The organism is Chryseobacterium sp. C2(2020) (genome assembly GCF_014218915.1).
In the GTDB taxonomy this organism is placed as follows: Bacteria; Bacteroidota; Bacteroidia; order Flavobacteriales; family Weeksellaceae; genus Chryseobacterium; species Chryseobacterium mucoviscidosis.
This window is the reverse complement of the sequence record NZ_JACLCT010000015.1, coordinates 83,211-98,923: the sequence shown is the minus strand read 5'-3', so window position 1 is coordinate 98,923 and position 15,713 is coordinate 83,211. Positions and strand designations below refer to the sequence as shown.

14 protein-coding genes and 1 tRNA gene are annotated in these 15,713 nt (G+C 30.9%); 2 read left to right on the top strand and 13 right to left on the bottom strand.

The genetic code is table 11. The annotated features are described in order from the left end of the window. Positions 1-73: 73 nt before the first annotated feature. Entirely contained in the window at positions 74-391 is a 318-nt protein-coding gene (locus H6W52_RS10760) for a hypothetical protein (protein WP_116100088.1), read from the bottom strand. After that, positions 388-1,059 carry a TrmH family RNA methyltransferase gene (locus tag H6W52_RS10755; protein WP_116100087.1) on the bottom strand — a complete coding sequence of 224 codons (672 nt, stop codon included), beginning with the start codon at positions 1,057-1,059 and terminating at the stop codon, positions 388-390. The genes H6W52_RS10760 and H6W52_RS10755 overlap by 4 nt, the downstream gene beginning before the upstream one ends. Positions 1,060-1,138: 79 nt before the next feature. Between H6W52_RS10755 and H6W52_RS10750 the strand changes: the two genes are divergently transcribed. Further along, positions 1,139-2,155, top strand: coding sequence for an asparaginase (locus tag H6W52_RS10750; RefSeq protein WP_116100086.1), 1,017 nt, complete (start codon positions 1,139-1,141; stop codon positions 2,153-2,155). A 60-nt stretch (positions 2,156-2,215) separates the two neighbouring features. Then, a tRNA-Ser gene (locus H6W52_RS10745) sits at positions 2,216-2,302 on the top strand. Between the two features lie 68 nt (positions 2,303-2,370). Here the strand turns inward: H6W52_RS10745 and H6W52_RS10740 are convergent. The 11 genes from H6W52_RS10740 to H6W52_RS10690 all read right to left on the bottom strand — a co-directional run bounded on the left by H6W52_RS10740 (position 2,371) and on the right by H6W52_RS10690 (position 15,703). Beyond that, complete coding sequence (locus H6W52_RS10740) at positions 2,371-4,203, bottom strand: UvrD-helicase domain-containing protein (protein WP_157967291.1); 1,833 nt, start codon at positions 4,201-4,203, stop codon at positions 2,371-2,373. After that, complete coding sequence (locus tag H6W52_RS10735) at positions 4,193-6,277, bottom strand: ATP-dependent nuclease (protein WP_116100084.1); 2,085 nt, start codon at positions 6,275-6,277, stop codon at positions 4,193-4,195. Before H6W52_RS10735 ends, H6W52_RS10740 begins: the two co-directional genes overlap by 11 nt. 39 nt (positions 6,278-6,316) lie before the next feature. Further along, a complete protein-coding gene (locus tag H6W52_RS10730; RefSeq protein WP_123855201.1) occupies positions 6,317-6,985 on the bottom strand; it encodes a hypothetical protein in 669 nt (222 codons plus the stop codon). Positions 6,986-7,005: 20 nt separating this feature from the next. Then, positions 7,006-8,841: a hypothetical protein gene (locus H6W52_RS10725; protein WP_116100082.1), complete on the bottom strand. Its 1,836-nt coding sequence runs from the start codon at positions 8,839-8,841 to the stop codon at positions 7,006-7,008. A gap of 247 nt (positions 8,842-9,088) precedes the next feature. Continuing rightward, positions 9,089-11,290, bottom strand: coding sequence for a peptidase domain-containing ABC transporter (locus tag H6W52_RS10720; protein WP_116100081.1), 2,202 nt, complete (start codon positions 11,288-11,290; stop codon positions 9,089-9,091). After that, positions 11,287-12,600 carry a radical SAM/SPASM domain-containing protein gene (locus tag H6W52_RS10715; RefSeq protein WP_164462450.1) on the bottom strand — a complete coding sequence of 438 codons (1,314 nt, stop codon included), beginning with the start codon at positions 12,598-12,600 and terminating at the stop codon, positions 11,287-11,289. Before H6W52_RS10715 ends, H6W52_RS10720 begins: the two co-directional genes overlap by 4 nt. A 98-nt stretch (positions 12,601-12,698) precedes the next feature. Continuing rightward, the gene (locus H6W52_RS10710) at positions 12,699-12,857 is read right to left on the bottom strand and encodes a hypothetical protein (RefSeq protein ID WP_157967248.1); all 159 of its coding nucleotides are present in this window, start codon (positions 12,855-12,857) and stop codon (positions 12,699-12,701) included. A gap of 17 nt (positions 12,858-12,874) precedes the next feature. Beyond that, on the bottom strand, positions 12,875-13,033 hold the full coding sequence (locus H6W52_RS10705) for a hypothetical protein (RefSeq protein WP_154656911.1): 159 nt from the start codon (positions 13,031-13,033) through the stop codon (positions 12,875-12,877). A gap of 45 nt (positions 13,034-13,078) precedes the next feature. Further along, entirely contained in the window at positions 13,079-13,273 is a 195-nt protein-coding gene (locus H6W52_RS10700) for a hypothetical protein (protein WP_116098527.1), read from the bottom strand. Between the two features lie 18 nt (positions 13,274-13,291). Then, positions 13,292-13,504 carry a hypothetical protein gene (locus tag H6W52_RS10695; protein WP_116098526.1) on the bottom strand — a complete coding sequence of 71 codons (213 nt, stop codon included), beginning with the start codon at positions 13,502-13,504 and terminating at the stop codon, positions 13,292-13,294. Between the two features lie 60 nt (positions 13,505-13,564). Then, complete coding sequence (locus tag H6W52_RS10690) at positions 13,565-15,703, bottom strand: outer membrane beta-barrel protein (protein ID WP_228457563.1); 2,139 nt, start codon at positions 15,701-15,703, stop codon at positions 13,565-13,567. Positions 15,704-15,713 lie beyond the last annotated feature (10 nt).

Genomic DNA, 15,713 nt, shown 5'->3' with positions numbered 1-15,713 from the left:
TTCCCGAACTGGATAAATGCATAGATGGCAAGGAAAACTAAATATAATTCAATATTTTAGCGTCGAGTTCACGTTAATTTAAAGTCAGCAAAAGACTAAGCAAAACAGAAACCGTATCAAAAATAATTCTCTGATGAAGTTTCTTCTGATGAAAAATATCAATTGATTTAAAATTGATTCCATCATTAATATTCTGTCTTCCTTTTAATATATAAGAATATCCGTTTCCTGTTAAGGTTTTTGCAAAGGAAACCGTTGTGGTATCTTCAGGTTCTTTTTCAATGAGATTTTGTGAAAAAGTATCAACAGCAATTTTAGCTTGAGGTATATTATCAGTCTTTTTATTGCAGCCTATCACTATCAGAACTACGAAAAGCACCGTTAATCTCATAATTCAAGACCATTATCTTTTAAATATTTATCAAAAATCTGCTGTCCGCTTCTGATGGAGTTTACTGCCCAACGGATTTTCATCCTTAAGAGTTTTTCTTCATTCAGTTTATAATCGATATCAGATTTTAATAATTTCTGCTTCAGTTCATACATACAAATAGAAGCTGCTACGGAAACATTAAAACTTCGGGTAAAACCATACATCGGAATTGCCAGCGTTTCGTCGGCAAAATCCAGAATTTCCTGAGAAACGCCTTCCATTTCCGTCCCGAAAACCAAAGCAATGGGTTCTGTAATTTCGTATTCGGGCAGCATTTTGGCATTATTTTCCAGAGAAACTGCAACAATTTTATAGCCTCTGTCTTTTATATTCTGAAAAGATTCCATGCTTCTCGGCATTTTTTCCACTTCCACCCATGTATCTGCGCCTTTTGTAACGCGAAGATTGGGTTCAAAACTGTATTCTTCCTGCAAAGCCACCACTTTATGAAAACCGCACGCTTCCACAGAACGTACAATTGCCGCTGCATTCCTGAACTGATAGACATCTTCCACCACCGGAAGAATAAAATCTGAACTTTCCGGCGCAAAATGCTCTATCTTCTGTAATCTTTCTTCCGTTAAAAACTGCTTTAAATACTCAAAAGTTTGCTGTAAATCTTTCATTCATTTTCAAATCTTTGCAAATTAACGTAAATTTGAGGAATCCTGCGAATGGAGGATCAAAATCTAAGAAAAGTCCTGTATGAAAAGAAAAGTCCTGTTGATTTATACCGGTGGAACCATCGGAATGGAGAAAGATTATGAAAGCGGAAGTCTCCGTGCATTTGATTTCGGAAATATTTTTGAAAAAATGCCCGAAATGAAGCTGATGGAATGCGAAGTTTTTGTACATCCTTTTGAAAAACCGCTGGACTCTTCCGACATGGGACCTGAAGAATGGAAAATTATCGCTCATTATATTCAGAAAAATTATCATCAGTTCGACGGATTTTTAATTCTGCATGGTACAGACACGATGTCTTACACCGCTTCTGCATTGAGTTTTATGCTGAAAGGATTGAAAAAACCGGTTATTTTAACGGGTTCACAGCTACCGATCGGGGATTTACGGACCGACGCGAAAGAAAATCTTCTCACGAGTCTGTATTATGCAAGTCTGTATGAAAATGACGAAGCGGTTATTCAGGAAGTAGCCATTTATTTTGAATATAAACTGTTGAGAGGAAACCGCACTTTGAAATATTCTGCAGAGTATTTTGATGCCTATGCAAGTCCAAACTACCCTATTCTCGGGCAATCCGGAGTACATTTAAATATTATCAAAGATAATCTTTACCGCTGTAATCCTGATACAGAATTTCATGTAGACGATCATATTTCTGAAGATATTATTTTCTGGAGAATTTTTCCGGGCATGAACCTGAATCATTTTAAAGAAATTCCAAAAATGAAGGTTCTTATTCTTCAGGTTTTTGGTTCGGGAACCATTTTCAGCAGCGAAAAAACGGTGGAAACTTTGCAGCAGATCCGAGATAACGGGACTGAAATCGTGGTGGTAAGTCAGTGTATTTCAGGAGGAATATCGTTCGGAAAATACGAAAACAGCAATATTTTCTCAAGAATCGGAGCCATCAGCGGAACGGATATTACGGCGGAAAGCGCAATTACCAAAGCAATGCATTTGATAGACAACCCAAATTACACAGGAAACTTCGCAGAAAACTTCGCCAAAAGCCTTTGTGGAGAAATTTCCGGATAAATTTGCATTTTGAGTTTGCAGATTCCGGAAAATAGTCTATTTTTGCAATCTCAAATACAAAGAGAGGTGTCCGAGTGGTTGAAGGAGCTACCCTGGAAAGGTAGTATACGGGTAACTGTATCGAGGGTTCGAATCCCTTCCTCTCTGCAAAAGTCCCTGTAAGTAATTCACCTACAGGGGTTTGCGTTTTTAGGTGCCAATACAGGTGCTAATGATTATAATTCTTCAACATCAATAACATTCTCAGCTCCGAACCAATTTTTAATATTTTGTAAAGCAATATCATCTATTTTTGATAACATCAGTACAACTAAATTTTCCTTAGCTCTCGAACATTCAACATAAAATAAATTCCGTGTACGTAATTTCCGCTCAGACTTTTCTTCTGAATCATTAAAAAATTTATTAAAATTATATTCTTGTTTCCATTCTGTATCATCAATTACAGTTAAGACGTTTCGATATTCATCTCCCTTAGTTCCATGCTTTGTTGAAAATACCGTTTCATTTTGTATATGTTTCCAGAAATTCAAAATTTCTCTATAAGAAAGACTTATGAAATCCTCATAAAATTTTTTATCTTTCTCTATTCTCTCTTTGATATCTTCCTCTAATCCCTCTAAGTTTTGATTTATTCTTTTTAAATATTCATTCAAAGAATTTGATGAAATTATTTCTTTTCCCAGTATAATATCTAAAACTTCTTTTATTGTTTTTTTATCTCGATTAGCATTTAAATCATCCAAAATTTCAGATATTATTTTTTTCTTTGAATGAATAAATTCGTATAGAAAAGTACCGTTTTTTCGAATAAATCTGATAACCTCATTATGATTTTTCTGCTTCCAATAAAGCATTAAATGTTCTAATCCAACCATTCTTTCTTGGGAGTTTTTTTTGTCGATATACCCTGCAAGAACTCTTACAAGAATATGATTCCTATCTAAAAGCCTTTCTTTAACAGATTGTCCAAAACGCTGAGAAAACAATCTGTAAAGATTAGAAAAACCTGCCCTTTCAGCAATACGGCTATTTGCTAACACAAGAATTTTATCAGATTCAGCATCGCTGAAAACCCAACCTTCCGTCATCAGTTTTCTAACAACTTTATCATAGAAATCATTTTTATGACTTTTTAATGAGTTCTCAAATTCAGCAACTTTTTGTTTAGCTTCTTTTTCTGGATGATTTGCCCAATAGATAAACCTAACAGTACCTTCTATATCCTTTTGAGGTTTCTGCTCTATATTTGTTCTAAAGCTGTTTAATAATTTTACGATTTGCTTTGACGACCTATAATTTTCTTCTTTTTTGATTAAGGTCAAAACTGCATTTTCTCCCCCATAATACTTTTCCAAACTCCCAACCCCTGTATCATATATTTTTTGATGAGAATCTCCGTAAAAACCTAACACTACACTTTGTTCATTACGTTCTAATAAGAAATCAATTAAAGTCTGTATTGTGTCCAAAGATGTATCTTGATATTCATCTATAAAAATATACGGATGTTTCTGTGCTACAATAGACGTTAATAAAGTGTAGTTTTCAAAAAACATTCTACTTAGTTCTATCACATCATCATGATGCAATTCTCCTTTTTCAAAATCACGAAAGGAAGAATCATTATAAAACACATTTTCAATATTTTCAACTCTATCTTCTAAACTCTGTATATACTTCGACTCTTTTCCTTTATCGACATCTTTTTGGTATCTTATTTCATTTAATTTGCACAACTCAATTTTAAGTTGTTTTTGAAACTGCTTAATTGATTGCCATAAAAATTCATGAATTGTAAAAACATTTACAAGTTCATTATATTCAATACGCTTGATAATCTCATTTTTAGCCACATTTGTATAAGTAATACAAATTATTTTCTGCTTACTTTTTATGAGGTCTTCCCCTTTATTTTCTATTAAGTATCTCAATGTCTGAATTAAGGCGTATGTTTTCCCTGAACCTGCACCAGCCTCAACCACATAACTTTTTTTATCTTCTATACAAGATACTATTTCTTCAAATGCTCCCAAACTATTCTGCAATTCCAGGTTTTATTTCATCATTTTTTGCCAACCATTCCAAGCCTTCTTTAATATATTTTGGAACATTCCATTCTATAGTAGTTCCTTTTTCATCAAAAGTCATTAAATCAAATGTGAAAACAGTTTTCTGTTTTGAAGACGGGTCTACATCAGATTGATTTTTATCTGTATCCATATAGATTAAGTCATCTAAGTTTCTAAGTTTTTTGTATGAGAAACAATTACAAACATCTACTTCATATTCTGCTCCATTTTCATCTTTACACTTATATTTAGATTTGAAAAATGCTTGGTTGCAATTAATAATCGCATTTTCTAAACTTCTTGCAACAAATTTATTATTATCCTCAGCTATTTGATATGCAACCCTTATTATTTTAGAATCATCTAATTTTTCTTCTGATTCCAATGCTAATAAATCTCCGATTTTTTCTTTATTCGGTAACCATGTAGATAAGGTAGAATTACTCGTTTTTGCATTTGGTTTTAAAACATGACAACTTGTATTTGCTGTTTCATCAACAGAATCAATATCCGTAACAATTAGAACTTTTGTATTTAAAAATTTGAAAAATTCTTTAAACTTATGAGTATAAGCTCCTCCCACCTCAATAATAGATACATATTCGTTTTCGAGTTCTTTGGCTACTTTTTTTATAAATAAAGGCATTAATAATTTTTCTGTAATCCCTTCAACCATAATTACTTTGTCAGCAAAAAACAAATCACATTTATTTAAGTTCAGATATTGTTTTAAAAATCTAAAAGTATCTTTATCTGTCTCTTTATACTTGAATTCGTTGAAGTCTTTTACCTCAACAGTAGTTTTTGTGTTTTTACTAAAATAGCGAATTCTTTCAAAACTACGATTTATGTTCAATCCTGCCTCTGCAATCATATGGGAAGAATGTGTACTAATTATTATCTGAACTTGAACTTTATCCTCTTCTAATGCTTTTGCTATTGTTTCCCGAATTTGTTCAATAAAAACTTGTTGCATTTGAGGATGAAGATGTGCTTCCGGCTCCTCAATTAAAATCGTTAACACTTCGACTGCATTATTTGCCTTATTCTTTTTAAAATTTTCAATAAATGAAACTATTTTCAACACTAAATAAATTAGATTGCTATAACCTAAACCATTGTAATTTTCAGGCAGTTCTATGCCTCCGTTTTTGTAGAAATATTTAATATTATTCTTTAAAATATTTTCCGGCTCAAATTTAGATTTCAAAATTATTTCCGGAATATTAATGTCTTTATCTACTCCAAATGAACTGAGTTTTGTTAAAACTGTTTTTAAAACCTTTTCATACTTATCATCCAAATCTTTAGACGCACCAGCTAGTGTATTCTTTAAGCTTTCAACATCATCATTATTATCTGAATTTAAAGTTTTGTAATAATCAGAAAAACCAATAGCCAAAGACCTATTGTTATCTGTTTTTGTATCATCCAATTTTCTGGAAGCCTGAATAGTCTCGAAACACAACACTTTTGATATTCTACTTAAAACATTATCTTCTATCAAATTATCCCCACCAAAAACACGAGTAACATAATAAGTCGTTATATTTTCATTCAGCCATTCAACTATCTTTAGGTCTTGATTTGTTCTGTTATGAAAAGTTTTTAAAAGATTGATTGTATCGTTAGGCTCATACTTAAATATTATAGTTGCTTCAGTCTTGGAATCATCTAAATCAGATATGAAATCACTTATATTTATCAAAGAATCTTTGACTTTATCATACTCAACCTTTATTCCTAAAGTAATTCTTGGAATATCTGCTATAATTTCTTTTTCCAATCTATCCCTTTCGATTGCATCTTCCTCATCCAGTAAGTCATCTTTAAATTTTTGATAACAATCTTCAAAGATACAGTGACTGTTTTGAGAAAAGTCGTGGAAAGAAATTTTATTAGTTCCTCCCATAAATAAATTAATGACTTCAAAAAGTGATGTTTTTCCGGTATTATTTTTTCCAACAATCAAAGTAATATCATCTTCAATATTTATAGTAATTTCATCTAATAAGCGAAAATTGGTAATGGAAAGTTGAGTTATTTTCATAAGTTTAGAATTTTGGGACAATTGATACTTTATGTGTTATCAAAATAATATTTTCTCACAATGTTCAACAGCTTCAGGGCAATTTATAACAATACCCGACTCTACTGCTCTTTCGGAGAACCATACTAATCTATGCTCTTGTTGGTGTTCGTATTTTTTATATTTTGTGAATATTTCAATTCCCGTTGTAATTTGTAATATTTTATGCTGAATTTCTGCAGGATTTTTAAAATTTATATTTTGAAAAATCTTATTTTTCTCTTCTTTAAGGATATGTGCTTTAGAATCATCATAAATGCAGTCTCCTTCAACTCCCGTTAAAACAAAAGGTAATTTTCGTGCAATCTCAATTGCAAATAGAGCCGGATTATTAATTTTAATAGCTCCTACACCATTAAAATCCTTTATTACGTCTTCGGTCAAGTTATTTGTAGCACATAAAATGAACGCATTAACTCCACCTTCATATACAATAAAATTTCCATCTCCTTTTTCTGTAAATCCACCGACCAATGCATCTCCCTCACTAGAATCTCCTTGCATTTCATCTTTATAATTTTTGAAGTTGTTAAAACATGAAATGAATAAATTCCCTTTCTCAAAAAAATCATTCAAATATACCTCATTACTTAAAATCCTATAGATAGGTTTTATTCTATATCCCCATGTAATTGGGTAGGAAGAAACATTCTGCATAAATTCTATCATATTATTAATTTTATATATACTTACATCTGTAAATCTCCTCCCGAAACAAAATTTACCTCAAATCTTTTTGCATACTCTCTTAATTTAGCTTTTCGTTTTTCAATAAAATTTATTTCATTTTGAAAACCTAAGCCGTTTTGATAATGAGCATCAAATATATCTGACATTTTAATATCAGTAGTAACGGTTTCTTCTTTATCAGCTAATTTCTTAAACATTGTAGGTGAGGTCAAGAACCAACCGCACATTTCAAGCTCATCACCACAAATCAATCGTTCGTGAAAGGCTTCCCGATAGTCGAGATAAGTAAAAAAAGTATTTATTGATGATTCATTTTTTATTTTTAACAATGTCAATAAAAAAATTTCTAAATCATCAATACATACTGACCATGGGTACAAATCTTCTTTATCTTTAATTAACAGTTCCTCTAAATTGGTTTGTATTCCCCCATATTTATATTGAGTTACAATAATAGAGTAAATGTTTTTAATTTTTTGAGGTCTGACTTCAAATAATTCCTTAGATGTTTTTATATCATAAATTTTGAAGTCTTTTCCTTCTCCAATCTTCTTTTCTAATCTTCTACATTGGTCATAGGCTTTTTGAATTCCACCTTTAAAGTCACTCCTTATTTTATCAAAAGCCTTTATAGGATTTCTCAAAGGAGCTCTGAATTTAAAATCTTTAATTTCAATTATTAGAAAAGTACCTTTATAAAATATTGCTAAGTCTTGTTCAGCCTTATTAGCCTTATCAAAATAGAATGAAGTAAAAAATCTGGCATCATCTTTAAAGGAATGTTTAAAAACTTCTAAACACTTTTTTTCTAACATTTTATTTTTAAATTGAGTGTATTTTTCCTTTTTAATTTCGGATAGCTTTAAATTAATTCTGTTATAAAAAGCTTCTAGCAAGAACTTACCATTCGAAAAAAGTATTTCATTATCATTCAATTTTATTAAAGGGGTTTCAAAATACTGGCGGTTATCTGCGTAATAAACAGTTTGATTCTTTATTTTACTTTCATCATATTTAAAAAAAGCGATTAAGTTATCAATTACGGAATCAGGTAAATTTATCGAAACTAAATCTTTCTTTGTAAGTATAAAAATATATCCCGGTTTCATCATAAACCCTATCATATTTTCCAATTCAGGTTGAGTAGCCCAATCCCTCGGGTCAGACAATCCTCTATCAATAAAAGCAGATGTTAATTCTTGCCATTTTTCAGGGTGTTGATGATAATAAAGGCATTTATCCGCTTTTTCCTGAAGTATATTATTTACACAAACACAAAAGGTAATAAGATCTAAAACTCGAAATCCATATTCTCGAAAAATATCATCATCAAATCTTGAAAAATTTGATTGAATTCTATGTATAGTTTGCTCATCAAAAGACAGTTGTCCGTTTGCGTAATACTCAAAAAATGATTTTAGCGAAACACTAATTTTATCAAGCTGAAAGTTCTCAGTAATATCTTCTTCAAAAAAGCCAATCTCACCGAAATAGGTCATTTCTATTTCATCTAAAAACTTAATAATATTTTTCCAATCATTTTCATTTGGCATATCTTCTGTTTCCAAATGTTCTTGGGAAAAATACAAATCAATTAAATATGCAAATTGTTTAATTGGTGATTTTAAAACTTTAAATTCATCTAAAGAATCTCTAAACTGAATGAAATTCTTCATTTGCAAAACGAAGGGAAGAAATGTTTCTTTTCTAATATTGTATAAAATTGATAGTATATCATTAATAATTTCTTCTTGAGTTCTTCTAGTTTCTCGATATTTAAATAATGAATCTAAATTCCTTTGTAATTCTTGTTTAATTTTAGTATTTATAGCCATTATTATGTTATAGTTTAAGTTTTGCTATACAAAAACACTATTAAATTCAGGGTATTTAGAACTGATAATCTTTGTATTGTAAAGTGATTAAAATTATGAAAATAAAAATCAATACTATTACGGTTTCCCATAAACCGTAAAACGTAATAGCTCCCTTTTAGGAGCTATTACTCTGAGTATAATATGAATGAATGTTTATAAATCATATTCCGGAAATCATTTCTTCAAAATTTACGAATTAGGACGGCTAATTTCCCAGTTCCAGTTGGTTTTTTACAAGGTTATAGTAATCTGTTTTTCTGTTAACCAGGCTTTGATGATTGCCTTGCTCTACAATTTTTCCGTTCTTCAAAACAATGATTTGGTCGGCATTTTTTACGGTGCTTAATCTATGGGCAACAATAATTACCGTTTTACCTTTAAAAAATGATTGTAAATTATCGTGTATTATTTTTTCATTTTCCGCATCCAAGGCAGAAGTAGCTTCGTCAAAAAAAATATAATGAGGGTTTTTATATACAGCCCGGGCTATCAGTATGCGTTGTTTTTGTCCACCTGAAATTCCATTTCCTGAAGCTCCGACTTTAGTATTTAGACCTAAAGGGAGTTCTTCAACAAATGATTTAATATTGGCAGTCTGTAATGCCTTTTCAAGTTTAATATAATCCACATCTTCATCATTTGTAGCAATATTTCTTTCAATGGTATCAGAAAAAATAAAACCATCCTGCATCACAACCCCGCAATTTTTTCTCAAATCAAGTGGTGATATATCAGTAATATTAAGATGGTTAAAATTAATTTCTCCGGAAACTGGCTCATAAAATTTTAAAAGCATTTTCATCAAGGTTGTTTTTCCACTTCCACTGGCTCCAACAATTGCCGTTACTTTTCCTTCTGGGATAAACAGATTAATGTCTTTTAAAACATAAGGTGATTGAGGACCTTCATACTGGAATGAAACGTCTTTGAAGTAAATTCCTTTTTCGATGCCGTTTTGTTCAGTATATTTTTTACTTAATAATGGTAATTGGTTTTCCTGTTCCTCTTCGGGATGATTCTGTACTTCGTTCAATCTTGATAAGCTAAGCTTTGCATCCTGCAATGAACGAAAAAATGAAATTAACTGACTTACAGGAGAATTCATTTGTCCGATAATGTAGGAAACACTCAATAATGCTCCCAATGTCATATGTCCTTTTACAACAAATGAAGCTGCAAGGAAGGTTACCACAATATTTTTTAGTTGATTGATGAAATCAAAGCCTGAGAGTTGTATCTGGTCGAGTTTCAAAATACGGATATTGATTTTGAAAAGTTTTTGCTGAATCTGTTCCCATTCTCTACGTTTAAAGTCTTCAAATTGGTTCAGTTTCATTTCGGAAACGCCATTGATAATTTCGTATATGGATTCCTGATTTTCACTTCGTTGCTGGAAACGGAAATAATCCAGTATTTTTCTTTTTTTCATCCAATAGAGCGACCAGACCACAGATACTATGGTCAAAATTATATAAACTGCCAATATCCTGAAATCATAATACCACAGCACCCCAAAGAATACAGAAAAAGTAATAATAGAAAATAACGTCAAAAGGCTTTGCGAAGTAAGGAAAGTCTCAATGCGTTCGTGGTCTTGGATACGCTGGTTAAAGTCTCCCATCAACTTGGTATCAAAGAATTTTATCGGGAGTTTTAATAGTTTTTTCAGAAAATCGGAAATAATCTGGATGTTAATTTTTGTGCCAACAACAAGCATAATCCAATTTCGGAATATACCGAAAATAATATTTCCAAAGAAAAATGCCAGTTGGGCTAATAATATATAGGAAATAACAGATAAGTCCTTTTTACTAACTCCTTCGTCTATTAATTTTTGTGTGAGAATGGGAAAAATTAAAGTGGTAAGTGTTCCCAATAATAACAGAATAAACAACTGAAGCATCTGAGTTCTGTAGGGCTTCAGATACTTTAGTAAATATTTTATGGAAAGCTTTTCCTCTTGCGGTGGTGTTTGCTTATAAAAATCTTCTGTAGGTTCTAAAAAAAGTGCAACCCCTTTTTCTCCATCTGAAAGCCAAGATTTTTTGAATTTTTCCTCGGAAAGAGAAACAAAACCGTGTCCCGGGTCTGCAATTTTATATATCAGTTTTCCAGTAAAAATATTTTTATTGATTTTGTAAAGCACTACAAAATGATTTTGGTTCCAATGCAAAATGCAGGGCAAAAAATCTTTTTGGAAATTTTCCGGTTTTAGTTTGGCTGCAATGGTTTTGAAACCTATTTTATCTGCCGCTTCACTTATCCCCAACAATGATACACCTTCTCTCGTGATAAAACTTTTATCCCGAAGATATTGCAGACCGAAGTCTTTGCCATAATGTGAAGACACCATAGCCAAACAAGCGGGACCACAATCCATTTGGTCGTGTTGGGCAAAAAAAATCATAAAACTTCCATTAATTCAGTATTTGACAAATTACCTAAGAAATTGTCTAACAACATTTTTTTCTTTTTGTTTTCATCAAAATCATATACGCAATATTCTTCTTTACTTTCTACCGCAAGCTGAGAACATCCACTTCCACATATAGGAAGGTAACTGCATTTAAGGCAGGGAGGATTTTTATATTTACTTTCTAATCTTACTTCATGTTTATAATTCCAAATCAGATCCCCTGATTCTCCTAGAACTCCTTCAGAATTCTCTTCTGTAAAATCTCTTGCAGTACATTTGTATAAATTACCATCATAGTTTATGTTAACCATATTTTTTCTATCCGCATAACACATTTTTCTAAACGTATTAAGATTTAGTGACTGTACAAAAAAGCCTTCCATTCTAAAATAATCCATATATTCAACAAGGATATTATCCGCTAACTTCTTTTCGTTTTGCCATACATCATGAAAATCGAACATTATAAACTGTCTATTTTTAACATCCGTAAAATCTTTAGCTATCTTTTCAAGTCCGTCTAGTGTTTCAGATGAGCAGTTTATTCGGACATTTACTAATATTTCATTTTCCACTAACAGTTTTATATTTTTCACTATCTCATCATATGACCCCCTTTTTTCAGAAACGAAACGAACTTTATCGTGTCGTTCTTTGTGTCCATCCAAAGTTATCTGAAACGCGTTAACATTATATTTTTTACAAGCTTCAATAACTTTATTGTTTATTAGTAACCCATTACTCGTAAATACACTGTTGAATTTTACATTATTGTCTGTAAAAAGATTATATGCGTAACCAAGAATCTGTTCAACAATAGAATCAAAATATAATAAAGGTTCTCCACCAAACCAATTTAACTGAAATGTTTTCAAAGAATGATTATCTTTTACGATACTATTAAATAATAACTGTATTTTCTTTATTGTCTTTTCATCTAATCTTGACTTTTTTATATGAGTTTCATAACAATACCAGCATTTAAAATTGCAATTCATAGTAGGATTAATGTGCACTTCAAAATGAGAGTCGTCGTAGGTGAGGTCATGAAATTCTTTAAGTAGGTCTTGTAATTCATTTTTTTCATTGTCTACCAAGAAACCTTCATTTAAGAGGGCATCATAAAAATCTTTATGTATTTCTTGTAAATATTCTAAATTATTCTCATTTACAGCAGCATTTAATAAATCATATAAATCTTGTTCTAACAACAAAAAATTACTTGTTACTCCATTGTGTAATATGTAATAATTATCATAAAATACATAATTATTATACCTGCTAAATTTTACATTTTTCATAAATCTCCGTTTTATTTGTTTAATTAAGATGGATATTGTGAGACAAGTTTTAAATAGGGAGACAATCATGTCTCCCTATTTTGGGTATTAATTAAAAACTAACAAATACACCAAGAACCATTTGCTCCTGCACCCTCTTTGGGTATTAGAGTTACAGAAGAAAAACCTCCTTTAAGCTGCCCTTTTTGTGTAGCAGAAAGGGTACTCACTTTTTTAGCTAAAGCTTTGAAACTTTGCTTTTGAGCTTCTTTTTTCATTTCTCTAATTTTTTAAGTTAGCAAATACAGTCCTTTCCGTTTGCTCCTACACCTTGTGTTGGTGTTAGACTCACAGAAGAGAACCCCCCTCTCAATTGCCCCTTTTCTGTTGTAGAAAGGGTGCTCACTTTTTTAGCTAAAGCTTTGAAACTTTGCTTTTGAAAACTTTTTTTCATTTTCTTAAAAATTTTAATTAAACATTAAATTAATACACTCTATTTTTAACAAATACAGTCTCTTCCATTAGTTCCAGCACCATCACAAATACAATCTGAACCATTAGCTTTAATGATTTTGATAGATTGTAATTTTACCGATGTAAAACCTCCTTTTAAGTTCCCTTTGTCATTTGACGAAAGAACAATTATTTTTTTAGCTAAAGCCTGAAACTTTTCATTTTGAAATTGTTTTTCCATTTTGATTTTTTTATATTATTAATTATAATTGAATTCACAGTCACAACTAGACCCATTGGTTCCTGATGGTCCAGAGCACCAACATTGATAACCATTAGCTTTCACGTTTTTAATAGATTGCAATTTTACCGATGCAAAACCACCCTTTAAATTTCCTTTGTCATTTGACGAAAGAACAATTATTTTTTTAGCTAAAGCCTGAAACTTCTTGATTTGAAAGCTTTTTTTCATTTCTATTAAAATTTAAATATTAAACATTCTAAAATTATATATGAAATTGCGCAATACACATTAAAATGTTGCAGCTGGTGCTGTCCTGTTGTTTATCTTCTTTTGTATGTCAAGTTTTTTACCTGTTGAAAAATCATAACTTAGACCTAGGATAAACATAGATTTATTGTTGTAAATTTTTCTATGATTTGTATAATTTACTATGCTTTCATCAAGACTTTTCGTCATGTACACAGAAGGCGTTCCTATGAAGTACATCCCTGTAGTAAACGTCCAATTTTTAAATCTATAATTTGCAAATATGTGATTTGAGTTTTCATTCCTTACTAGAAATGCACCACTAAGTGAAAATACCGGAATATTAAATTGATATTCTACAGCAAAAGATTTGTATTCTGATGAGACACTAAAAAAATTATCGATAAATTGGTTTTTTATTGTTTTCCCTGACTTGGTTCTAATAATTTCTGAAGTAGGCTTTACTTCCGCTTTTAGAACTAAATAATCATTCCCAAAAGGTTTAACAGAGCCTACTATTTGAATAAAATACTGTTCACTATTTTTAGCATTTTCATATGTTAAAGCGTAACCGTTGATTGAATTATCCGCAACAAAATATTGATTTACAACTTTATTAATATAGATATATGAAAGAGTTGTGGTTAAATCAAAGTATTTATCTTTTAATGAATACATTACATTATTATTCCAAATATTTTGTGGTTCCAAATAAGGATTGCCACGTTGAACAATATTTGGAACAAGCTGTACTACGTTACTACTTAACGCTGTACTGGAAGGGCTCTGAGATTTATAATCGCTGGTAATACGTAAACTATGATGATTATTTAGTTGATACCCTAAAATTATTTTTGGTACTATATTCCATTCATTAATCCTGTTTTCAGCACTTTCATTAAAAATATTCACTAAGCCTAAGCTTAGACGATACATTAATTTTTCTTTTTTTCCTGAAAATTCTGTATAAACGTATTGGTCTCTATAATTTACTTTGTAATTTGAGTAGCCTGCCAAATTTTTTAAACTATTTGATATAGAATTAGTTGAAATTCTATATCCTGAATTTAACTTACCTATTCCAAAATTGTGAATGTGGGATAACTCTCCTATGAAACCATTTTGTTTTACTTTTAGATTCATTTCATTATTAAAAACATCTTGGCCAGAAGCAATAATCCATTCTTTATCAAACTGGTAAGAATCTGTATTATAATGAGAAGTAATAATATTAATATTGACTTCATCTTTTTTTCCTAAATTATTAGAAAAATACAAGTCTAAGACTGGATTAACATAATGTGAAGAAGAGTTGTGAATTGTTCCATCCACTGTTTCACCATTCCCTTGGCTAAAATTACTTTGACCATTGCCTTTCACAAAATTGCTTGAAATATTGAAATTTACTTTCGCTTGAAAAGTATATTTATCTGGTACCACATTCGCATAACGTAAGGTGATATATTGATTTGTATAGCCAAAATGGTCTTTTTGTATTTCGTCCGAAACAAATTGCTTTTCATTCAAAAAGTACTCATACTTTTTTTTAACAATTCTATTGTTGTAATCCCGAAAATTAATTGCGTATTCGGCTCCTAAATTATTTTTACCTTTTGTATAATTGGCATACCCGGAACCATTAATAAAACCTGTGTTTAATGCGGAACTTACATCAGTTCCAAAAACATATCCAGTTTCGGGATTTCGTGTAATAATATTTACAACCGTATCGGCTCTTGTAGCCCACCTTGTTGGTGGAATATCATAATATTCAACTTTAACTACATCATTTGGTGCAATACTACGAATCTGCATATCACTTGCTTCAACTCCGTTTACTAGAAATAGTGTTATCCCTCCCTTTGTACTCACTATAGTATTCGATATCGGGTCAAGCTTTAATTCCGGCAAGGTTCGTATTAGGTCTTTTGCATATCTTGCTTTTTCCAACGATTCTTTACCAAACGTATAAATAGCACGGTCGGCATATTGTTTCTTTTTTTGAGATTTTAAAATAACCTCCTCAATTTCTTTAGTATTCAAAGTATCACCTTTTTTCTCAAGAGAACTATCTGTTGAATTTTGACCGAACGAGTGGATGCCTATAAAAAATAAAGCTGATATGTACAGATATGTCTTATTTTTTTTCATTGTCAAATTATTTCTTGCTAATCTACTCATTCAAACTTTT